General features: G+C 58.7%; 17 protein-coding genes. 10 read left to right on the top strand and 7 right to left on the bottom strand.

Features of this window, described 5'->3' with window-relative positions; translation table 11 throughout:
• Positions 1-54: 54 nt before the first annotated feature.
• Complete coding sequence (locus BCM02_RS17130; protein ID WP_148930338.1) at positions 55-357, top strand: iron-sulfur cluster assembly accessory protein; 303 nt, start codon at positions 55-57, stop codon at positions 355-357.
• Between the two features lie 36 nt (positions 358-393).
• Positions 394-615 carry a YuzB family protein gene (locus BCM02_RS17125; protein ID WP_148930337.1) on the top strand — a complete coding sequence of 74 codons (222 nt, stop codon included), beginning with the start codon at positions 394-396 and terminating at the stop codon, positions 613-615.
• A 54-nt stretch (positions 616-669) separates the two neighbouring features.
• On the opposite strand, the gene BCM02_RS17120 is transcribed toward BCM02_RS17125, so the two are convergent.
• Together BCM02_RS17120 and BCM02_RS17115 are read right to left on the bottom strand one after the other, a co-directional pair.
• A complete protein-coding gene (locus BCM02_RS17120) occupies positions 670-2,676 on the bottom strand; it encodes an LTA synthase family protein (protein WP_148930336.1) in 2,007 nt (668 codons plus the stop codon).
• Positions 2,677-3,073: 397 nt separating this feature from the next.
• Positions 3,074-4,216: a THUMP domain-containing class I SAM-dependent RNA methyltransferase gene (locus BCM02_RS17115; protein WP_148930335.1), complete on the bottom strand. Its 1,143-nt coding sequence runs from the start codon at positions 4,214-4,216 to the stop codon at positions 3,074-3,076.
• Between the two features lie 118 nt (positions 4,217-4,334).
• On the opposite strand from BCM02_RS17115, the gene BCM02_RS17110 reads away from it, so the two are divergent.
• A complete protein-coding gene (locus tag BCM02_RS17110; protein WP_148930334.1) occupies positions 4,335-4,961 on the top strand; it encodes an O-methyltransferase in 627 nt (208 codons plus the stop codon).
• A gap of 369 nt (positions 4,962-5,330) precedes the next feature.
• Here the strand turns inward: BCM02_RS17110 and BCM02_RS17105 are convergent, their stop codons facing one another.
• The 4 genes from BCM02_RS17105 to BCM02_RS17090 form a co-directional block, all read right to left on the bottom strand.
• Positions 5,331-6,545 (bottom strand): MFS transporter, encoded by a 1,215-nt coding sequence (locus BCM02_RS17105; protein ID WP_148930333.1) that lies wholly within the window; start codon positions 6,543-6,545, stop codon positions 5,331-5,333.
• Between the two features lie 219 nt (positions 6,546-6,764).
• The gene (gene tatC, locus BCM02_RS17100; protein ID WP_148930332.1) at positions 6,765-7,508 is read right to left on the bottom strand and encodes a twin-arginine translocase subunit TatC; all 744 of its coding nucleotides are present in this window, start codon (positions 7,506-7,508) and stop codon (positions 6,765-6,767) included.
• 1 nt (position 7,509) lies between these two features.
• The gene (gene tatA, locus BCM02_RS17095) at positions 7,510-7,722 is read right to left on the bottom strand and encodes a twin-arginine translocase TatA/TatE family subunit (protein WP_148930331.1); all 213 of its coding nucleotides are present in this window, start codon (positions 7,720-7,722) and stop codon (positions 7,510-7,512) included.
• Between the two features lie 84 nt (positions 7,723-7,806).
• Positions 7,807-9,432, bottom strand: coding sequence for a PhoX family protein (locus BCM02_RS17090; RefSeq protein ID WP_148930573.1), 1,626 nt, complete (start codon positions 9,430-9,432; stop codon positions 7,807-7,809).
• A 273-nt stretch (positions 9,433-9,705) separates the two neighbouring features.
• Between BCM02_RS17090 and hemE the strand changes: the two genes are divergently transcribed.
• The 3 genes from hemE to hemG all read left to right on the top strand — a co-directional run bounded on the left by hemE (position 9,706) and on the right by hemG (position 13,483).
• Positions 9,706-10,779: a uroporphyrinogen decarboxylase gene (gene hemE, locus BCM02_RS17085; RefSeq protein ID WP_148930330.1), complete on the top strand. Its 1,074-nt coding sequence runs from the start codon at positions 9,706-9,708 to the stop codon at positions 10,777-10,779.
• Positions 10,772-11,704, top strand: coding sequence for a ferrochelatase (gene hemH, locus BCM02_RS17080; RefSeq protein ID WP_148930329.1), 933 nt, complete (start codon positions 10,772-10,774; stop codon positions 11,702-11,704). The genes hemE and hemH overlap by 8 nt, the downstream gene beginning before the upstream one ends.
• Before the next feature lie 306 nt (positions 11,705-12,010).
• Entirely contained in the window at positions 12,011-13,483 is a 1,473-nt protein-coding gene (gene hemG, locus BCM02_RS17075) for a protoporphyrinogen oxidase (RefSeq protein ID WP_148930328.1), read from the top strand.
• A gap of 87 nt (positions 13,484-13,570) precedes the next feature.
• Here hemG and BCM02_RS17070 read toward each other — a convergent pair whose 3' ends face one another.
• The gene (locus tag BCM02_RS17070) at positions 13,571-14,110 is read right to left on the bottom strand and encodes a phosphatidylglycerophosphatase A family protein (RefSeq protein ID WP_148930327.1); all 540 of its coding nucleotides are present in this window, start codon (positions 14,108-14,110) and stop codon (positions 13,571-13,573) included.
• 144 nt (positions 14,111-14,254) lie between these two features.
• Between BCM02_RS17070 and BCM02_RS17065 the strand changes: the two genes are divergently transcribed.
• From BCM02_RS17065 to BCM02_RS17050, 4 genes are all read left to right on the top strand, one after another.
• The gene (locus tag BCM02_RS17065; protein ID WP_148930326.1) at positions 14,255-15,370 is read left to right on the top strand and encodes a GerMN domain-containing protein; all 1,116 of its coding nucleotides are present in this window, start codon (positions 14,255-14,257) and stop codon (positions 15,368-15,370) included.
• A 285-nt stretch (positions 15,371-15,655) separates the two neighbouring features.
• The gene (locus BCM02_RS17060) at positions 15,656-16,663 is read left to right on the top strand and encodes a methionine ABC transporter ATP-binding protein (protein ID WP_148930325.1); all 1,008 of its coding nucleotides are present in this window, start codon (positions 15,656-15,658) and stop codon (positions 16,661-16,663) included.
• Positions 16,654-17,319: a methionine ABC transporter permease gene (locus BCM02_RS17055; RefSeq protein ID WP_281288203.1), complete on the top strand. Its 666-nt coding sequence runs from the start codon at positions 16,654-16,656 to the stop codon at positions 17,317-17,319. Before BCM02_RS17060 ends, BCM02_RS17055 begins: the two co-directional genes overlap by 10 nt.
• A 45-nt stretch (positions 17,320-17,364) precedes the next feature.
• Positions 17,365-18,255: a MetQ/NlpA family ABC transporter substrate-binding protein gene (locus BCM02_RS17050; protein WP_148930323.1), complete on the top strand. Its 891-nt coding sequence runs from the start codon at positions 17,365-17,367 to the stop codon at positions 18,253-18,255.
• The last annotated feature ends 155 nt before the right edge of the window (positions 18,256-18,410 follow it).

Genomic DNA, 18,410 nt, shown 5'->3' with positions numbered 1-18,410 from the left:
CGTCCGGTTTCTTTACAATAGGAGAGATGGTACGATGAAGGAGATGAAGAGTTCATGAAGTGCAAAATTTCGCGCAACGCGGCTAAAGTGCTGCAGGCCGAATTGGACAAGCCCGAACACGAAGGTAAATTCCTTCGCATCTATGTAACGCATTCCCACGGCGACCATGCCCACTACGGGCTTGGCATCGACGACCAATCGGATAAAGACGTGCTGGTCGACACGGACAGCGGCATCCAAGTGCTGCTCGAGAAGGACAACGAATTTTTGGACGGCGTTCGCGTCGATTATTTCTATTCGCCGGAAGAAGGCTTTGCCGTTACGAACCCGACTAAAGGCAATCACGGCGACCACTAAGCAGTTGGCCGTCGATTAGAGCGGGGAGAACGGATCATGCCGAACGATATACGAATTTGCGACAAATGCAAGCATATTTCCGTGAAGAAAATGCTGCCCAAGCTTCAGAAGCTCGATCCGAGCGCCGAAATTCTCGTCGGCTGCAAGTCCTATTGCGGTCCGTGCGCGAAACGGGCGTTCATCTTTATCAACGGCCGGTACATTACCGCGCCGACCGAGGACGAAGCGATCGAGAAGGCGCGCCCTTACGTGAAATAACGAAGAAACCTCCCCGACTAGCCTGTGCGGCTCGCGGGGAGGTTTCTTCGTTTGTTATTGGACTTCCGGTTGTTTGCGAAACTCGCGGATAAGGTCGTACACGACGACTCGGTCGGACATGACGAGCTCTTTGCGCGCTTCCGAGCTCGCCGGGCAGGCGCTGTTGTCGAGCGTCTCGCCGGTGACCGCATCGAGACAGCGGTTATGCTCGGGCAACCCGTCGGTAGCGGGAAAGAACCAGACGCTGCCGTCCGTATAGGCGCCTTCGCGCATGACGACGCGTTTGCCGGCAAGCGGCTGTTCGGTGACGAGCGGCGTGCCCAGATGATAGGACTCCGCGCTCGGGATGCCGAGCAGATGCAGAATTGTCGGCGTGATGTCCAGCTGGCCGCCGACTTCCTCATGGAGGCCTTTCAGCTTGCCATCCGGTACATGGACGACGAACGGCACTTGCTTCAGCGCGTTGTACCGATCGACCTCGTTCAGCGGTTGGCCGAGGAATTGCTCGAATTGCGTCCAATCCCGGATCGAGTTGTCATGGTCGCCGTAGAACAGGAAGATCGATTTGTCCCACAGCCCTTCCTTCTTCAGCTGCTCGATCATATTCCCCAGCGACGTGTCCACGTAATGCGCGGCCTCGAGGTAATCGCCGAAAATCGTCTCTTCGAACTCGCCGACGTCCAGCGTCTGGTAATCCTTCGGCAGCGGGAACGGGTGGTGGCTGGAGAGCGAAATGAGGAACGAATAGAACGGCTGCTTCGTCTCTTTCATAATGTCCACCGATTGCCGGAAGAACGAGTTGTCCCCAAGCGACCAGCCGAGCGGCTCGTCGATCGTGAAGTCCTTGCGGTTATAGAAGTGGTCATATCCCATGTTGCCGTACATCGTATTGCGGTTCCAGAATCCGCCGTCATACGCGTGGAACACATTCGGCGAGTAGCCTTTCTTCTTCAGAATCGAGGCGAGCGAATCGATCTCGTGCTGGGCGTAGCGGATGAAGACGGAACCGGTGATCATCGGCTGCAGCGACGCATTAGCGGCCAGGTCGGCATCCGACGTGCGGCCTTGGGACGTCTGGTGATAGAAGCGATTGAAATAAAGGCTTTCTTCGATCAGTTTGTTCATGTTCGGCGTCACTTCCTGACCGCCGATCGTTCGGCCGATCATGAAGTTCTGGAACGCCTCCAGCTGGATGAGGATGACGTTGCTGCCTTTGTAGGCGCCGAACAGCGGATCGCTCTCCAACTGTCGGCGCGTCTCGCCCCGTTCGTCGAAGAACTGCTTCGCTTCGGCGATTTCCGTTGCCGTCAAGGTGTTCTCGTGCAAAATGTTGTCGCGCGCGTAACGATAGGCGTCATACCCGTGAAAACCGAGAACGCCCGTCACGTTATACAACGATAGATTCCACCAGTTGCCGACGAACAGCCCGATCGCCCACGTTTGCTTGGCGATATTGATCGGCACGAAGACGAGCGTCATGCCGGCCGCGAAGATGATGAGGCTGCTGGATACCCGGAAGACGACGTTGAACCAACGGCGCTTGATCCGCTCGGCGGCGCTGACCGCCGCCTTGGCCGCGGTTCCCCTCCTGCGCCGCTGCGCGAACGCATAGACGCCGAAGGCGATAATGAACGGCCATTCGACGATGAACCACAAATCCGCGGGACCGATCAACGTCCAAATACTGTCCCCGAGCTCCCCGACTTGGCCGGCCTGCAGCAGAACCGGGATGGAGATGAGATCTTGGAAGTATCGGAAATAGACGAGGTCGGCATAGATGACGAAGGTGAGAATAAGATTCAGGGCGAGCAGCGCGACCGTCCGCGCGCGGGGGGCGAGCCACATCGTCCAGAACGAAACAAGCGCAAGCGTGCCGAGGCCGACCAGTACGTCGTCCCAGCTCATGGCCATGTTCGGCACGTGGACGAAGCGGTCGAACAGGACAAGCTTCATCATCATGACGACGAAGAAAATTACGATATCAATGGCTTTGATTCTTTCCAACCCTTCCAGCGAGGCCCGCACGCTCCGTTTCATTTTAGTTTGCAAAGTATTGCGCATGAATCGATTTCGTTCCTTTCCTACGCAGAGCCGAAGAGCTCGAAATTGCTTAACCGACGCGCACGGTTGCGAACGCTCGAATGACGCGTTCGTGCTCGTGCGCCATGCGGTTGCGAACGCTCGAATGACGCGTTCGTGCTCGTGCGCCATGCGGTTGCGAACGCTCGAATGACGCGTTCGTATTCGTGCGCCATGCGGTTGCGAACGCTCGAATGACGCGTTCGTGCTCGTGCGCCATGCGGTTGCGAACGCTCGAATGGCGCGTTCGTGTTCGTGCGCCATGCGGTTGCGAACGCTCCGATGAAGCGCCTCGCGCCCTTGCCGCACGGCAAGGGCATGGCGAATCCATCATGGTTGGCGCGCCCGCGCCGGCTTGACTTGTTACCTCCGAACGGAGCTAGTCCTTCTGCCGCGGCGGCAGCGGACCGAAATATTGATAGAGCGCGCATTCGATGCGGCCGTTGAACAGCTTGCGCTTTTTGTCCGCGTTCTGGCCGAAATTTTGCTCGAACGTCTTCGTCGGACTAAGCGCGAAGAACGACCACGTCGGCAAATACTGCCTGATTAAGCCGAGCTGGCGAATCGCTTTCTCCGCTTCCGCGTCGTCCCCGAGACGCTCGCCGTACGGCGGGTTCGTCACGATGACGCCGTAATCGCCTTGCGGCTTCAGCTTCGCCACCGGCAGGACGCTGAGTTTGATATCGCGGGCGAAGCCGGCCTTCTTCACGGCGGCTTCGGCGATCTCGATCGCGCCCGGATCGATATCGGAACCGCTGATCATAAGCGGAATATCGTCTTGGACAGCGTCGTAGGCTTCTTCGCGCGCCCGTTCCCAGATTTCCTCCCCGACGAGCGGCCAGCTCTCGCTGTTGAACGTGCGGCGCAGACCCGGCGCGATGTTCCAGGCGATCATCGCTGCTTCCACCGGGATCGTGCCGGAGCCGCAGAATGGATCCACGAGCGGACGATCCGGCTTCCATCGGCTGAGCATCACCATCGCGGCAGCCATCGTTTCTTTGATCGGCGCCTCGGTGACCAGCTTGCGGTAGCCGCGCTTATGCAGTCCGGGGCCCGTCGTATCGAGCGTAATCGTGGCGATATCGTTCAGCAGAATAACTTCGATGACGAAGCGCGCGCCGTCTTCCGGGAACCATTCGGTGCCGTAGGTCATTTTCATCTTCTCGACGACCGCTTTCTTGACGATCTTCTGGCAGGCCGGCACGCTGGTGAGTTGGGACTTGTGCGAGCGGCCTTCCACCGGGAATTCGCCGTCGCCGGGAATGAAGGCTGGCCAGTCGATCGCTTTCGCGCCTTCGAACAACTCCTCGAACGTCGTAGCCGGGTACTCGGCCATCTTGATCAGCACGCGGTCGCTCGTCCGCAACCACAGATTGGCGCGCGCGATGTCTTCCGGTCCACCCTCGAAGACGACCCGGCCGTTCTCGACCTTCTGATCTTCGTAGCCGAGGTCTTTCAATTCGCGCGCGACGATTGCCTCCAGCCCCATCGGCGCGGTGGCGATCAATTGCAATTTACTCATCGTTACTATCACTCCGTATTCATGCCGGTTGTATCCAGCCGGTCAAAATCATACAATCAAGTATAGGACAAACTCGGCCCGAATTACAATTCCGGCCTTATGGGAGCGATAGACCGCAATGGAAGCAGGAAATTACGTACATGATTTGCTCGGCGGCGATGCCGACCTCGAGCGGGTGATCGAGTCGATCAAGGCGCTCGGGATGCCGGAGATTTCCGTAGCGCCCGGCTATGGACGATTGCTGACGATGCTTGTGCGCATGTCCGGCGCGAAGCAGGCGCTGGAAATCGGCGCGCTTGGCGGTTATAGCGGCATATGCTTGGCTCGGGGACTCGGCGAAGGCGGCAGACTGATGTCGCTCGAACTGTTGCCGCATTTTGCGGACGCGGCGAGAACTAATATGGAAGCGGCCGGATTCGGCGAACGCGTCGAATATCGGATCGGCGACGCGAAGGACAATTTGGCCAAGTTGGCGGGAGAGGGAAGACGCTTCGATTTCTTCTTCATCGACGCCGACAAGGAAGGCTACCCTGTTTATTTGGACTGGGCGCTTGCGCTGGCGAATCCCGGCGCGGTCATCGTAGGGGACAATACGCTGCTGCGCGGGCGGGTATGGAATCCGGAGAAGAACGGGCCGTCCGTGGCGGCGATGCGGGCGTTCAACGAACGGATGCTGAACGATGAACGGTTGACGGGGACGATATTACCTGGCTATGACGGGTTGACCGTTGCGATGGTGAAGTAGATCGGCGCGACGCGCTAGATACGGGAAAAGCCTTCGGCTCTGCATGTTGCAGAAAGCCGAAGGCTTTTTACTTGGTAAATTATACAACCGCTCATGTCGAGGATAAAAACGTAAAGCGTGTCCGTGGGAGCGGACGAAAGCGAAGGTCAGCAGGATTTCCCACCAAGTGCTCGAAGTGACAGGTTTAAACCACAAGGCAAACCGTCTGGAACGAAGCTCGAACAAAAGCTTTGTACGATAGGACAACGCGGGCTTCCGCCGAAAGGACACATCAAGGACGGCCGCGAAACGAGTCACGCTTATTAGCAGAGTCCAGAGGGTGCTAACCTTCTGGTTCCCCTCGGCGGAGGGGGAAGGGGGAGCGAAATTTTACCCGCCGCCGGGGGCCGACCCGGTTCGGCGAATCAAGCTCCATCTCACCCACGCCGCGTTCACGGCGAATAAGACGGCCGATACGATGAAGACGCCCTCGATGCCGATCCATCCGGAGATTAACCCGCCCGCGACGGGACCGATCATATTGCCAAGCGACAGCGTGCTCGAGTTCAAGCTGAACGAACGAGATTCCATGCCGTCCGGCGTATGCTTACGGATGAGCGCGTTGACCGAGGGAATGAGCCCGCCCAGAAACATCCCTTGCACGAATCGGAGCGCGAGCAGCTGCCAGACCGTGGACGCGAACGCCTGCGGCACGAACAATAACGCCGCGCCGACGAGCGATACGCCCAGCACCCGTTCCTGCCCGATCCGATCGCTCAGCCGGCCGAGCAGCGGCGAGGCGACCATGTTGGACAAGCCGGTCGCCGAGCCCACGAGCCCCGACCAGAACGCGAGATTGACGGCGGTGCCCTGCAGCTCCTGCACGTAGAGCGGCATGAGCGGCATCGGGCCGATCATGGCGAACTGAATGAGGAACGTGACGGCGAACAGCGAGGCGAGCTGCGGAATGCGGCCCAGCTTGCGAAAGCCCGCCATGACCGAGATGTTCGGCTTGGCCGCCGCCTTGGTCCGGTCGAACGACTCCTTGACGACGAACATCGCCAGCATCGAGGCGAGGAACAAGAGCAGTCCCGTGACGTAGAAGATCGGCCGGAAACCGATCGCGTCGGCCATGAGTCCGCCGATGAACGGGCCTAGAATGGTTCCCGCGATGCCGCCCGACTGCAGCGTTCCCATCGCGAAGCCCATTTTCTCTTTCGGCGTGGTGGCCGATACGAGCGACACCGAGGCGGGGTTGAAGCCGGATATCGTGCCGTTCACCATTCGCAGCAGCAGCAGATGCCACGGATTTTGCGCGAACCCCATCAGCACCATGACGATCGCCATGCCGAAGCCGGAGCGCAGCAGCATCATTTTGCGCCCGTATCGATCGGACAGCTTGCCCCACAGCGGCTGGAACAAGAACGACGTGACGAAGTTGCCGGCGAAAATGATGCCGGCCCACGTCGCCGTCTCGTGCGCGTCGGTTAGCCCGAGATCCGACTGCAAGTACAGGGACAGGAACGGGATGATCATCGTCATGCCGGCCATGACGAGAAATTGCCCGACCCACAGCACGGCCAAGTTTTTCTTCCACTGTTCCAAATGCGGTGCCTCCTTCCCGACGAAAGCCTTGTGAACACAGCAGGAACAGTATAGCACAACGGCGAGCGAATACAGCGAAGAGGGGGGAGGCGCTTGGCGGTGGAGGGGCGCAATGCTGAATCCGGATAGCAAAAAACCGCCATGTTCGCCTTTTTCGGCGCTAATGGCGGTTTGATCGTACGTCTAATGCGAGGGAGTCCGAGGTCGCGCTCTTCGCTGCTACGACGAAGCCTCGGCTTGCCATTCCGTCTGCGCGCGCAGCTGGTTGCGGTAGACGAATTTCGAGATCGCGATGCTTATCTCGTACAACAAGAAGAGCGGCACGATGACGAGAATGTCCGACACGATGTCCGGCGGCGTGATCGAGATCGCGACGATCGCAAGCGCGAAGTACGCAACCTTGCGCGCCTTGGCTAGACGGTTCGGATTCAAGATCCCGATCTTCGTCAGGAACATGACGATGGCGGGCATCTCGAACAGCAGGCCGAACGGTACGGTCATATGGATCATGAAGGAGAAATATTTCTGCGCCGTGTACATCGCCAGAAACTCATCTCCGGCCATCTCCTCCATGAACGAGAGCACCATCGGGAACAGGATGAAATACCCGAAGCTGATGCCGGCCGCGAATAGCGCGCTGATCGCGGGAATGAACGCGTATACCGTCCGGTTCGCGATCGGCGGCAGCGCGGGTTGGACGAACCGCCACGTTTGATAAGCGGCGATCGGCAGCGTAACGGTAATGGCGACGACCGCCGAGATGACCAAGTACACCCAGAGCACGTCCGACGGCCCGAGGACGACCAGCTTATGATCAATGCCGCGGACGAGCCAGTCGTAGATGTCCCGGACATAAATAAAGGCGGCCGCCATGGAGACGAGGAACGCCGACAGCGTCCGAATGATTCGGGTGCGCAGCTCGCCCAGGTGGCCGACCAGGTTCAAGTCGTTCGGATTCGCCATCTTACGACTTGGTGACCGCCGTCTGCGCGGCTTTGTCCTTCTTCGCTTCTTCGTCTTCGTCTCCGCCGACGAGACCGCGGGTCGAGCTCTTGAACTCGCTCAGCGTGCGGCCGAACGCGCGGCCGAGTTCCGGCAATTTCGCCGGCCCGAAAATAATAAGCGCGATGATGAGAATCAAAATAAGTCCCGGAATGCCAATGCTGCCGAAGGGCATGTCTGTCCATCTCCTTTAATGGTCGGACGCGCCGCTAGTCCGATCGGACGAAAGCCGGCGCATCCGCGTTCTGGTGAATTTGTCTTACAGCTTGAAGCCGCTGATCGCCACGACGCCGCAGCGCGCGATTTTGTCGCCTTGGCGGTGCGGCCACAGGCTGGTCGGCTTGCTCAGATCGGACGTATTCTCGCCCGGATGCTGCACGGAGAGGAAGAGCGTGCTCTCGTCCGGCGTGAAGAACGGGCCGGTCAGCTCGCTGTCGGTCGGCGCGGACGCGAACTGAAGCGCTTTGCCTTTGGCGCTGCCGCTCGTCGGGATGACGAACAAGCCGTTGTTCATGAACGATTTGTGCACGCCTTTGTTCTGGCTGCTGCTCGAGATGTCCGTGACGACCCACAGGTTGCCGTTCGAATCGAAGGCCAGGTTGTCCGGGGAGCTGAAGCCGGATTGGCGGCCGCCCGCGGCGAAGATTTCGAAATCGAATTCCAGCGCGCCCAGATCGTTATTCGCTTCGAAAATCCGGGTAATATGCCCGTGGATGTTGCCGTGGTTATCGTTGTTCGTATGCGCGATGAACACGGTGTTGTCGAACGGCGAGATTTCGATATCTTCCGGACGGTCCGTCGGCGTGCCGCCTACGAGTAGCGCGGCTTCCTGGCAGTAGGTCACGACGTCGCCGAGCGATGCGAATTTCTTCTGCACGTCGGATTTCTCCGCGTACGTCTTGGACTTCTTCACTTCGTCCAACGTCACCGGCGCCCATTTGCCCGACTTCAAGTTGGCGACGTACAGCGTGCCTTCTTCGAGCAGCGCGGAATTGAAGCGGCCGGCGGAAGCGTTATATTTGCCTTTGCTGATGAATTTGTAGACGCAGGCGTCTTTCTTGTCATCGCCCATGTAGACGACGACGCGGCCGTCTGCGGCCAGGCCCATTGCCGTGTTTTCATGGTTGAAGCGGCCGAGCGCCGTGTGTTTCTTGAGGTAGGTTTTGTCGAACGGATCGACTTCGACGACCCAGCCGTAGTGCGTGTCCGTGAGCTTGGAGGCCGCGGCCGTCTCGGCGAAGTTCTCCTCGCAGGAGAGCACCGTATTCCACAGCGTTACGCCGCCGGAGCAATTGGCGAACGTGCCTTGGGCGGTCGTCGCGTTCTTCAGCGCAGGGATGCCTTTCGCCGGTCCCGTCAATTGGAACGTCGTGTAGCCGTTAATGCGGCGGGCGTAAGCCGAAGTCGGGTCCAGCTTCCACGTGCCGTCTTCGTCGCGGTACACTTCCGTTACGGACATGCCTTGATTATAGAGGTTGCTATGTAATTGCTCGGCGGTCATGGCGTCGCCAACCGGACCCAATTGGAAAATGGTCGTATACTCATGGTTCGTGACAAGCAAGCCGCGCGTGCTGGAATCTTTAATCGGGAAGAAGGCGTTGTAGTCGGCACCGGAACCGAATTTCTCGCCAGCCGGGTTGATGACGTCGCCGTACGCCGCCACCACGTCATACTTGAAGTTTTTCGGGACGATCAGCTTGTCCTCTTTGGAAGGGGTGATCGGATCGAAATAACCGCTGACTTTGTTCGTCTTGAAGCCGAACAGGTGGTTGGCGTTGCCGGTCGCGGCGGATGCTTTGCCTTCCAGCGTGCCCAGACCCGCGGATGCGACGGCTAGCGCGGCTGCGCCCGTGCCCAGGTAGGATAGAAACGTTTTACGGTCCATGTTGTTGCTCAAGAAATTCACTCCTTAGCGTATTAGTAGCCTCGTGAACAAGCGTACAAGCCCATTGTTAATGGAGCGTCACGCATTGTTAAATGAACGTCATGTAAACTTGGATAATTTGTAAATAGCTTCCGAAGCGGTCGAAAAGGTGGCGAAGGCGAACATCTATTTGTCATACGATTGTCAACGAAAGCAAGGCGGCGGCGGTTGTTACGTCCAAATAAAAAGGGCATAATGGAAACGAAGGGAATACGAGAGAAATGGGGAACGACAATGAGCTACAACGACCGTTTCATCCGGGCGTGCCGGAAGGAATCCGTCGATCGCTTGCCCGTCTGGTACATGCGACAAGCGGGGCGGTATGACCCCGACTACCGAAAAATAAAAGAGAAATATTCGCTGCTCGAAATTTGCCGCCAGCCCGAGTTGGCCGCGGAAGTGACGATGATGCCGATCCGCAAGCTCGGGGTCGACGCGGCGATTTTGTATTCCGATATTATGAACCCGGTCGCTTCGATCGGCATCGACTTCGACATCGTGCCGAACATCGGCCCCGTGATCGACAATCCGATCCGCTCGGCGGCCGACGTGGAGCGGCTGAAGCCGATCGACGTCGAAGGCGATCTTGGCCACGTGCTGGAGACGATCCGCATTCTGGACCGCGAGCTGGACGTGCCGCTCATTACGTTCGCCGGCGCGCCGTTCACGATCGCGTCGTATCTGATTGAAGGCCGACCGTCCAAGTCGTATATCCGGACGAAGTCGCTTATGTACGGGGATCCGAAAGTATGGTTCCAGCTTATGGACAAGCTCGGCGACATGGTTATCGCTTATCTGCGCGCGCATATGGCCGCGGGCGGCAAGGCGTTCCAGCTGTTCGACAGCTGGGTCGGCGCGCTGTCTCCTGCGGATTTTCAGAAATTCGTGCTGCCGACGATCGAGCGTATTTTCGACGAGCTGTCCGATCTGCCGCAGCCGAAGATTTATTTCCCGGGCGTCGCATCAGGCGAGCTGCTTCCGACGCTCGGCCGCTTGAAGGCCGACGTGATCGGACTGGACTGGCGCGTGCCGATCGCGGAAGGCAGACGTCGCCTTGGCGGCAAGTACGCCGTGCAGGGCAACCTGGATCCTTACGTGCTGACCGCGCCGATGGACGTCGTTGAGTCCTATGCCCGAGCGATTATCGATGAAGGCATCCAGGAGCCTGGCTATGTGTTCAACCTGGGACACGGCTTGTTCCCGGAAGCTTCGCTGGACAAGCTCCGCGAGCTGACCGCATTCATCCACCGTTATTCGGCCGAGGCGATCGCCGCGAGCCGACAGAAGGAGGCATCATCCCATGTCTAATGAACGAATCGCCGTCCTCGTCATGTCGTACGGAACGCCGGAGAATATGGACGACGTCGAGGCGTATTACACCCATATCCGCCGCGGTCATCCTCCGACGCCGGAGCTGCTCGCCGAGCTGAAAGGCCGCTACGAAGCGGTAACAGGCGGCGTGTTCCCGCTGCGGGAGAACACGGACCGTCAGGTCGAAGCGCTTCAGCAGACGCTGGATGAGCTTGCGCCTGGCCGTTACGTCTGTTATCAAGGCTTGAAGCATGCGCGCCCCTACATCGAGGACGGCGTGGAAGCGATCGCGAAGGACGGCTTCAAGCAAGCGGTCGGCATCGTGCTGGCGCCGCATTATTCCGTCATGAGCGTCGGCGGCTACAACAAGCGCGCCAAGGAGAAAGCAACCGAGCTTGGCGTCGAGATGACGTGCGTGGACAGCTATCACCTGCATCCGAAGCTTGTCGACGCGCTCGTCGACCGCGTCGTGACGAAGCTGGCCGCTTTCGACCGCAGCCGTCCGCTTAAGGTGTTGTTCAGCGCGCACAGCTTGCCGGTTCGCATTCGCGAGTTGGGCGATCCGTACGAGCAGCAGCTGCTGGAGACGTCCGACGCGGTAGCCAAGAAGGCTGGCGTGCAGGATTGGGAGTTTACGTGGCAGAGCGCCGGACGCACGCACGAGCCGTGGCTGGGCCCCGATATTCTCGACACGATGAAAGAGCTGTCGGAGAAGGGCTACAAGCAGGTGCTCTCCGCGCCGATCGGATTCGTATCCGATCATCTGGAAGTGCTGTACGATCTGGATATCGAGGCGAAGGCGTTGGCGGAGGAGATCGGCGTTCATTTCGAGCGCATCGCGATGCTGAACACGGACCGCTTCTACATGGAGACGCTGGCGGAGACGATCATCGCGCAGCGCGAGACGCCGCAAGCGGAATAACGAATCGCTCGCCGTCATCATGAGGCGACATATAGAGAGAGTCATAGTGCGGGTTTAATAAGTCGACCATTCTGCACCGAGAAGGCGACTTTTTGAACAACCTCATATAGTTAAAGTTTAATATGTCGACCATTCAGCACCGAGAAGGTGGCGCGAAGGCGAAGAAGGAGGAGCGGAGTTTAGGCCAACCTAAATGAGCACCGGACTTCAAGGCTGAACGCCAGATTCGATGCCGAGCTACGTCTTGATCTGCTTCGTGATCAATGGGCGACTTATTAAACAACCTCTTATAGGAGATGAAGTTGTATGCGGAGAAACGGAGAACCTGATCGGATTGTCGTCATCGGCGGCGGGATCAGCGGACTGAGCTCCGCTTTTTATTTGCTGAGGGAAGCGAAACGCCGGGGCCGCGACGTCCGCGTGACGATCGTGGAAGCGATGGATCGCGTAGGCGGCAAGATCAACACCTTGCGACGCGACGGATTCGTCATCGAGCGGGGACCGGACTCCTTCCTGGCACGTAAAAAGCCGATTATCGATTTGGCGATGGATTTGGGCATCGAGCAGCAGTTGACCGGTACGAACCCGGCGGCGAAGAAAACCTACATTCTGCACCGGCGCAAGCTCCATCCGATGCCGCAGGGACTCGTGCTGGGCATCCCGACGGAGATTGCTCCGTTCGCCAAAACGGGTTTGCTTTCCTTCGGAGCGAAGATGAGAGCGATGCTCGATTTCGTCATGCCCGCGCGCGCGGCCGAAGGCGACGAGTCGCTAGGCAGCTTTCTGTCGCGCCGGCTGGGGCCTGAAGTGATGGAGAGAGTTGCGGAGCCGCTGCTCGCGGGCATTTATGCCGGCGACTTGAGCAAGCTGAGCTTGCAGGCGACGTTCCCGCAGTTCGGCGCGGCAGAGCGCAAGCATGGCAGTCTCATCCGCGGCATGCGGGCGAACAGAGGCAAGACGCCGGCGATCGCGGCTAATGCATCGGAGCTCCCATCCTCCGCGCGCACGCCTTTCCTGACGTTCAAAGGAGGCCTAGCGACGATGGTCGGAGAGCTGGAGCGCGCGCTTACGGGCTACGAAGTCGAATTCAGGTTGGGCACGAAGGTCGAGGGAATCGAGAAGGTCGAGGATGGCGCCAAGGGACAAGAGCAAGGCGCTTACCGCGTCATGTTGGACGGCGGGGTGACGATCGAGGCGGATGGCGTCGTGATCACCACGCCGGCATTCCACGCCGCGTCGCTGCTGGAGCCGTACGTGAAAGTCGATGCGATTCGAGCGGTCAACTATGTGTCGGTCGCCAACGTCGTCATGGCGTTCGATAAAGCATCGTTAGGCGGTTATCAGTTTGACGGATCGGGCTTCGTCATTCCCCGCTCCGAAGGAACGACGATTACGGCCTGCACGTGGACGTCGTCCAAGTGGCTGCATTCGAGTCCCGATGACAAAGTGCTGCTTCGCTGCTACGTCGGACGCGCGGGCGACGAGGCGGTCGTTGATTTGCCGGATGCGCAGCTGAAGGAAGCGGTTCGGGCGGATGTACGTTCCATCATGGGCATTACGGCCGAACCGCTGTTCACGGAGATTACGCGGCTGCATCATTCCATGCCGCAGTATCCGGTCGGCCATCTGGAGCGGACGGCGCAGCTGCGCGCAGAGATGGCGAAGGCGCTGCCGGGCGTATGGGTGACGGGGGCGGCCTTCGACGGCGTAGGGTTGCCGGATTGCATCCGCCAAGGCAAACAGGCAGCGGTCAGTTTGCTGGACGGCCTGGAAGGATAAGCAATACTTGGTTTTATAACAAAGAGGGCAGAGAAGAAAGTCGATCGCAATCGACTTTCGCTCTGCCCTCTTCTACTTAAACAGCGTTTAGTCCAGCGGCGGCGTCGTGCGGCCTTCGCGCTCGGCTTGTTTGCGGTGAGCGATGCGGCTGCTCGCGGAAGCGGCGATTGCGCCTACGATGTCGTCGAGGAAGGTGTGGCACTGCGCGTCCTCTTTGTCGTTGAGCTTCTTAAGGATGCCTGGTTTCAGTTTGTCGACATAGCCGAAATTCGTGAAGCCAATGCTGCCGTATACGTTGACGATCGACAGCGCGAGAATTTCATCGCACCCGTACAGGCCTTCGTCGTTCTCGATCATCTCCTGCAGCGGCGGGAGCAGTTTCCCCTCCTCGGCAAGCAGGTCGAGTTGAATGCCGGTCAGGACGGCGTTTTGAACCTCGCGTTTGGAGAGCACCGCATCGACGTTATGGCCGCATTCTTCGATCGTCAGATCGGGGAAGTAATCCTTCTGGAGGAACAACACCAGCTCGGCGATCTGCTCGCGCGTTACGCCGCGTTTGGCCAGCCAGTCTTTCGTCGCCGCCGCGACGCTTTCGCTATTTAAGCTGTACAGTTTGGACTTGGACATCGATTGCACCTCTTGGCTCGAATTAGTGGGACAAAACTGGTCTAATTGCTCGGACGGGCTCGTATACATAGTACTACAAAAGGAGACTTGTACCAAATATGGCCAATTTAATCCGCAACATCAAAAAAGGGAGGAACTATCGACATGACTCACTATCGCGTACTTCGCAAGGCGGCGCTCGCCGGCGTGCTGGCGCTGCCGATCCTGACTACCGGCTGCGGGCTGTTCTCCGAGCAAGCCAGCCAGCAGATCGACCCGCCGCAGAATGCCGAGCAGACGAGCAGTACGGGCGCGACCAACGCGACCGGCGGGGCAGCGCCGACGGCGCAGAACGAAACGACGGCAGGCCAGTCGGCGGACGCGGGCGGCGAGGCGGTTGCGGAAGGGCAGACGCAGATGACGGTCTACCTGCGCGACCAGAACCGGCTGCTGGCTCCGGTCACCGTGCTGGCGACGCTCGGCGCGGAAGAATCGGCAGGACAGCGGGCGCTCGAGCTGATGGTGCAGGGCGGTCCGAACGAGAGCGAGCTGCCGGGAGGCTTCGAAGCGGTGCTGCCGGCCGGGACGAGCGTAAACAAGCTGGAGATCATCGCAGACCAGAAGAAAGCGATCGTCGACTTCTCTAAGGCATTCGGCAATTACGCCGCGGCGGATGAGAGACGCATCGTGGAGGCGGTCACGTGGACGCTGACCAGCCTGCCGGGCATCGAGAAGGTCGAGCTGTCGATGGACGGCGCGAAGCTGGGCGAAATGCCGGTGGACGGTCTGCCGCTCGACGAGGCGCTGACCCGCGCGGTCGGCATTAACCTCGAGACGGCCGAAGGCGTAGATTACAGCCAGTCGACGCCGGTCACGCTCTATTTCTCGGCCATGACGCCGAACGATGAAAGCTACTACGTGCCGGTGACGCGCCTCATTAACCGGACTGACAATAAAGCGAAGGCTGCGATTCAGGAACTCATCGCGGGTCCTTCGGATCTGAAGAGTCTGACGCCGGTCGCAACGCCGGATATTCAAGTCACGGACGTGAAGAAGGAGAAAGATTTCGTCACGATCGATTTGAAGGACGAGGCCTATCAGGAAGGCCAGGCGATGCCGGCTCAAATGCTGAAAGCGGTCGTGCTTGCCCTGGCGGAGAATACCGGATATGCCAAAGTGAAAATCACCGTCAACGGCAGCGCCTCGGTTATCGACAACGAGAACAATTCCTATAGCGAACCGGTAGACAAACCGGTCTACGTGAACGCCATTAAGTCCTAATTGTGACAAAGAAATGGCAAAGCCCGCACTTCCTCGCGAAGTGGGGCTTTTTTTGTTACAACTGTTATTTTTTGTTATTGACGTAATGATGGGAGGTTGTTAAAATTGCTCATATCCGTGTAAAATGATAGGAATAATGTGGAAAATCCTGCGAACTTTTAGTTAATAAGGCCCCCGGTTGCAAACACCGGGTTTCATAGAGCAATTCTTTTAAAAGAGGCACAAGAGGGTATTATACGTGGTATCGGGACTTTTCGCAATATTTATGGGCAGGAGGGCTTTAAACTGATAGAACTAGCAAGTATTACCAAAAAGTATCGCGTCGGCAAGCAATCCGTCGAAGCGATCAGCGGCGTGGATCTGACCGTTCGCAAGGGCGAGATCTTCGGGATCATCGGCCATTCCGGCGCAGGCAAAAGCACGCTGCTGCGCTGCGTCAATTTGCTGGAACGTCCGACTTCCGGATCGGTCAAGGTCGCCGGCGTCGAGCTGACGAAGCTGAGCGACCGGCAGCTGCAGCAGGAACGCCGTAAGATCGGCATGATCTTCCAGCACTTCAATCTGCTCTCGATGGCGACGGTGCGGGAGAACATCGCATTCCCGTTGAAGCTCGCGAAGCTGTCGAAGGCGGAGGTGGCCAATCGCGTGAATGAGCTGCTTCAACTGGTCGGCCTCGAGCAGCATGGGGACAAGTACCCGGCTCAGCTCTCCGGCGGACAGAAGCAGCGGGTCGGCATCGCGCGTGCGCTCGCGAACAACCCGGACGTGCTGCTCTGCGACGAAGCGACATCGGCGCTCGATCCGCAGACGACGAGCGCGATTTTGGCGCTCCTGCTCGACATTAATCAGAAGCTCGGGATTACGATTCTGCTGATCACCCACGAGATGCAGGTCATCCGCTCGATCTGCGACCGCGTCGCGGTCATCGACGGCGGCACGATCGTCGAGATCGGCGACGTCATCGACGTCTTCCTGAAGCCGCAGCATCCGGTAACGCAGGACTTTGTCGACGAGGTGGCCGAATCGCAGTCGGACATGAGACAGCTGATGAGCGCGCGTCAAGGCCGCATCTTCCGCGTTCACTATGTAGGCAACGTCACGTACGAACCGATTCTATACAACGCGGTGAAGGCATCCGGCGTTCAGGTGGCGATTTTGCAGGGAACGATTTCGCGGATGAAGCAGACGCCATACGGCGAACTTATCGTGGAATTCATCGGCGGCAGCGCGGAGATTGACGGCATTCTGGCCCAGCTTCGCCAGGACGGCTTGAATGTGGAGGAATTGACATGACCTTTGAAAATGTACGCCCGGACGAAATCTGGGAGGCGACCAAAGATACGCTGACGATGACGGCGTGGTCGCTCGTCTTTACGATCGTCCTCGGCTTCTTCCTTGGCCTTGTGTTATTCCTGACGTCGCGCCGGCAGCTGCTTCAGCAGTCGGCCGTATATGGCGTGCTCTCGTTCATCGTTAATATCGTTCGTTCCGTCCCGTTCGTTATCCTGATGATTTCGATCATGCCATTCACCAAGGCGATTACAGGCACGACGTTCGGCGTGGCGGGCACGATTCCGCCGCTCATCGTCGGCGCGGCGCCGTTCTTCGCCCGGCTGGTCGAGACCGCGCTGCGCGAAGTCGACAGAGGCGTAATCGAAGCGGCGGTGGCCATGGGCGCTTCGAAGTCCGACATCGTATTCCGCGTGCTCATGCGCGAGGCGCGTCCGGGCTTGTTCGCGGCGGTCACCGTGACGGCGGTCACGCTCGTCTCCTATACAGCGATGTCGGGCGTTATCGGCGGGGGCGGTCTCGGCGACTTGGCGCTCCGGTATGGTTACCAGCGTTTCCAGACCGACGTCATGCTCGTCACGGTGGCGCTGCTCGTTATTTTGGTTCAACTCCTTCAGATGGCTGGCGACCTGCTCGTGCGACGCTATAGCCGCAAGTAGGATTTATGGACATAGAGAAGCAATGATTAATAGGAGGGATTTGGAATGAGAAAGATTAGCTTGATTCTGCTCACGCTGGTACTTGCGGTCGTCGTATCGGCATGCGGCGCCAAAAACAACGAGGGCGGCAACAACGCCGCGACCGGCAACGGAGGCGCGACGAACAACGCGGCGACCAATGATGCCGAAGGCAATGCGGCTGGCGAGACGACGGAAGAAGTGACGTTGAAAGTCGGCGCTTCCCCGGTGCCGCACGCGGAAATTTTGAAACATATCGCGCCTGCGCTCAAAGAGCAAGGCATTAACCTCGAGGTCACCGAGTTCACGGACTACGTGCAGCCGAACGTACAGCTGTACGAGAAAGCGATCGACGCGAACTTCTTCCAGCACGTGCCTTACCTGGATCAATTCAACACAGACAAAGGCTATGACCTCGTCAGCGTAGGTACCGTGCACGTCGAGCCGTTCGGCGGCTATTCGAAGAAAGTGAAAAGCGTGGACGAGCTGAAGGAAGGCGCGAAAGTCGTCATCCCGAACGACCCGTCCAACGCGGGCCGCGCGCTTGCGCTTCTGGAGAAGCAAGGCGTTATCAAGCTGAAGGCGGGCGTAGGCGTTGCCGGCACGGTAGCCGACATCGAAGAGAACGCGAAGAAGCTGGATATCACGGAAGTCGAAGCCGCGATGCTGCCGCGTCTGCTGGACGAAGTCGACCTCGCGCTGATCAACACGAACTACGCGCTCGAAGCGAAGCTCGTGCCGACGACGGACGCGCTGTTCCTCGAGGATAAAGAGTCCCCGTACGCGAACATACTGGCCGCTCGTCCGGACAACAAAGATTCCGACGCGATCAAGAAACTGATGGCCGCGCTTCAATCGGAAGACGTGAAGACGTTCATCAACGATACGTACAAAGGCGCGATCGTGCCGGCATTCTAAGTTAGCCGCATACCGCCATAGGAGAGCATGTCCGAACCGCCCGAGCGGCCGGACCTGCTCTTTTTTCGATTTTCGCCGAGGTCAAGATGATTTTCGCGGACGGCTTTGGTAAAATAGGGTGGATTAGCGGGGCGGCCAAGCCGTTCCCGCTTTAG

The organism is Paenibacillus methanolicus (assembly GCF_008124765.1).
GTDB lineage: Bacteria > Bacillota > Bacilli > Paenibacillales > Paenibacillaceae > Paenibacillus_Z > Paenibacillus_Z methanolicus.
This window is presented reverse-complemented; position numbering and strand designations above follow the sequence as displayed.